We start from the raw sequence: 3,594 nt of genomic DNA, 5'->3' as shown, positions 1-3,594 counted from the left end.
TGCTTTGATTTCTTTTGTCTTGAATCCGCCGGCATTGCCTTTTTCGAATTCGTTGCGGACGAGCTGCATGTCAAAACGACGTTGGAATGCGTTGTCCAAAGTGAATACGTTTTGATCGCTAGTGTTCATTGTCGCGAGGATGGATAAATTGGGCGGAATACGGATTGCCGTGTTTGCATTGAAACGAATGTCGCCAATAAGGATTTCATCTAAAAGGGTATCTTTAGATTCCTCATATTTCCCGAATTCTACTTGAATCGCCTTCCTTACATATTCGTTGATGTCGTCGTTTTGTATAAAATATTGGCTCCATCCTTTTGTAAACCTGTTTACGTTAGGGTTTGCCGGATCGTTGCCCAGGGAATCGGTTTCGCCCTCTTTTAACCGGTCTAATAGCTGAAAAGCGTTGCCGAAAATAGCGGCTGCGTTACCGCGGTTGATTTCTTCGATGACCAAGTAGAAGTGTTCGCTTGGATTGAGGTATGCTCTTTTGATAATTTGCGCGAATGGTCCCGGAGTAAATTCGTATGTTACATGCCCGTTGACTTTAGGAAGAATTTGTCCGATGAATTCGGCGTTGGTGTATTCAGGGTGAAATACGACGCGAATCTTGTTCTTCTCGGGAACGTCTTGTAACAAATCTTTGATTTTATTGCTCTTGCCGCAACCCGGTACGCCATAGTAGATTTTTTGTTCGTGAGCACTTGGGGATGGCGATAATCCAAGCACTTCCTTCAATGTTTTTGTATTGGTTTTGTCTCCGTGGATATCGTAAACTTCATAAGAGTCGTTCCCTGATGGAATGAGCAATTTTTGGATACGAAGCGAATCTTTCTCGGCAAGGATTTTCCATTTTTTCAGGATGCTCTTTTTTTTCGTCTTGCTGATTGTGCTTTTGAGAATGATGAGTTCCGCTTTTTTCCATGAAGCGGAATCACGATTGTTAAACTGCCCTGTCAATAGGCTTGATTCCGATATGATAGTGTATGTTTTGGGATAGGTTTCCGCTTTTGCTTCGCGAAATCCATTGCTCTGGAAAAAATTTCTGATTTCATCAGTGGTCATTTTGCACCCCATTTTTTGAAGTTTGCTTTTTTCTGCGGTTCAGGAGAACTGGCGCCGAGAGGGAACCCCATCAGGTATTCTGCGTTTTTGGGGGCGGGTGTTCCGAAAACTTCTTTGAAATTTCGGCATCCTTGGTGCTTCATCATTGACGGCGCCGAGTAATTCGCCATCGTCGTTGGTGTATGGACTAAGCCCATTTCTTCCCCAAAGGTCTTTTTGATCCATGTCTTCTGTTTTGAGAAAACTTTTGAGATTTCTTCTTCAGAAACATTTTCGGTGTATGTGCCGTCTTCAATATGGCGATTGACCAAGATCCTAAAAGCGCTCGCAGCGACAAAGGGGGATTGTGCATTGCCGACAGCTTTTAATTGTTCTCGACGGTTGTTGATTGGAACATCGGTACCGAGCTCGTCAGGATTTTTGCTCCAATAACTCCCTTTAAATTTTGGCAATTGGGTGATGTGATTTTTTATATGCTCGAAAATTTCCTGATTTTTCACGGCTAAAAGCCAAAAGCGGTTTCTTTGGTGGTCTGCGCCGAGGTTAGAACAACTTAAGCGACAGAATTGCACCTTGTAGCCAATCTTTTCCAAGTCCTGCTTGGCTTTCGATATGGCTCGAAGGACGACATTTTCTCCGAAAACTACGGGGGCGTCCGATTCTTGGACAAATCGCAACATCTCGTCCCAAAGGTTCTTTTCGGCAATGTTCTTGCCGTGTGCTGCGGTGCTAAAGGCTTGACAGGGAAAGCCTCCACATAGGATGTCGAACTGCCCTTTGAAATTTTTTCCATCTAATGCGCGTAAATCGCCATAGATTTCAAATTCGTCCATCCAACCGTCTTCTTGCCGTTGCTGTAATACCTTTTGGCAAAATTCACTGATTTCTACGCCGGCGCAACATTGGTGACCAAGAAGTTCGCCTCCGTATATTCCTCCGCCAATTCCGGCAAACAAATGAAATTCTTTTATACGAGATTCGTCTTCGAGTGCCTTGGACATCGCTTGCTCCTTGTTGAAAGTGAACGAGTTCACTCTCGCAGGAGCGGCACCGGGTCATATCTCAATAGCCTTATACAAAGGCACAAGAAAACGGGCAGGGAGCCCACTCACTCCCTGCCTAAAAGCGACATTTTCAAAACAATACAATGCACCCGCAATATGCCGGTTGGATATGGCTTCGCCCGATTCTTTCGCTGTCGGCTCCAGAATGCAAGGCTCGCAAAGACACGGCACACCACCCTAGGAGTACATTACGCCTAGGGTACACTACACCCGTGGCCACCACGGGCTTTGGCGAGTAATTGTCTTATTCTCTATAATCTTGAAAGTGTCTAGTTTTCAGGTAAAGAACGAGAGCAATACTCAACGAGTGATTGCTCTCATTCTACAAACAACAGACGCTGTTTTTGGATAAACAAAAAGGGCGTGGAGTTGAAAGCACTTGTCTACCTGAAGGCCTAGACAACCCGATTATAAACAAGCACAAACAACTCACGCCCCCAAAGGCCGCTTGCATACAAGTGGATTGCATAAAACAATAAGCCATGTAGCAAAACGATGTGCCAAGTGAACACTTGTCACAGACGTGAGCGTTTGTCCGATTCTCCATAATCATGAAAGTGTCTAGTTTTCAGGTAGAGAACGGGAGCAAAAACTCTATTTTTCATGTAAAAATATACATTATTGCAATGACAAATGATGGCAAAGCGTTGGGACAAATGTAAAACCGGCTCCCTTAGACCGGAACCGGTTTGTTTTTTACGTGATATTTGTGCGATAGCGTGTCTTTTTATTTCACGCTGGCGGTTAACAACTTGGTAATTGCAGCCACATACTCGGCCGGGTTCGGGAGCGGAGAGCCTTCGGCAAGCAGAGCCTGACCGTAAAGGGCCTTCGGCCAGTCGCCTAGGTCTTCCTTGGCTTCGGCTTTCTTCTTGAGCATTTCGCAAATCGGGTGCGTCGGGTTGATTTCCAGGATGCGCTTGCTCTTCGGCAAGTTCTTCTGGCCCATCGCCTTCATCATGCGTTCCATCTGGGCGCTCATGGCGTCTTCGCTAGTCACGAGGCAGCAGGGGCTATCCTTCAGGCGGCTAGACACGCGGACTTCCTTGATGTCTTCGTCCAAGACCTTCTGCAGGTTTTCGCAGAGTCCCTTGAAGATGCCCTTGTTAGCTTCTTCGGCCTTCTTTTCGTCTTCGGTCTTTTCGAAGTCCACGTCGCCGCGGGCGATGTCGTGGAACTTCTTGTCGCCGAATTCCTGGAGGCTAGACATCATGAACTCGTCGATGCCGTCGCTCATGAGCAAGACTTCGTAGCCCTTGGCCTTGAAGGCTTCGAGCATCGGGTTGGACTTCACGGCATTCTTGTCGCCGATGAGGTAGTAAATTTCCTTCTGGCCTTCCGGCATGCGCTTCACGTATTCGTCAAGGCCCACGAGAGCGTCGCCTTCGGTCTTGGTGCTTTCGAAACGGAGCAACTTCTTGAGTTCGTCAAGATGTTCCCAGTTCATGTAGAAGCCTTCCTTCAA

Annotated in this window: 2 protein-coding genes and 1 pseudogene; all 3 read right to left on the bottom strand. The window is 46.5% G+C overall.

Features of this window, described 5'->3' with window-relative positions:
* On the bottom strand, positions 1-1,065 hold a 1,065-nt coding region (locus Q0Y46_RS14815), incomplete at its 3' end, for an AAA family ATPase (protein ID WP_297948598.1).
* Complete coding sequence (locus Q0Y46_RS14810; protein WP_297948595.1) at positions 1,062-2,066, bottom strand: DNA cytosine methyltransferase; 1,005 nt, start codon at positions 2,064-2,066, stop codon at positions 1,062-1,064. The genes Q0Y46_RS14815 and Q0Y46_RS14810, both read right to left, overlap by 4 nt.
* A gap of 790 nt (positions 2,067-2,856) precedes the next feature.
* A pseudogene (locus Q0Y46_RS14805) lies at positions 2,857-3,594 on the bottom strand (molecular chaperone HtpG); the annotation flags it as partial.

The sequence above is a fragment of the uncultured Fibrobacter sp. genome (genome assembly GCF_947305105.1).
In the GTDB taxonomy this organism is placed as follows: Bacteria; Fibrobacterota; Fibrobacteria; order Fibrobacterales; family Fibrobacteraceae; genus Fibrobacter.
The sequence above is the reverse complement of the archived record's forward strand: the minus strand, read 5'-3'. Positions and strand labels throughout refer to the sequence as shown.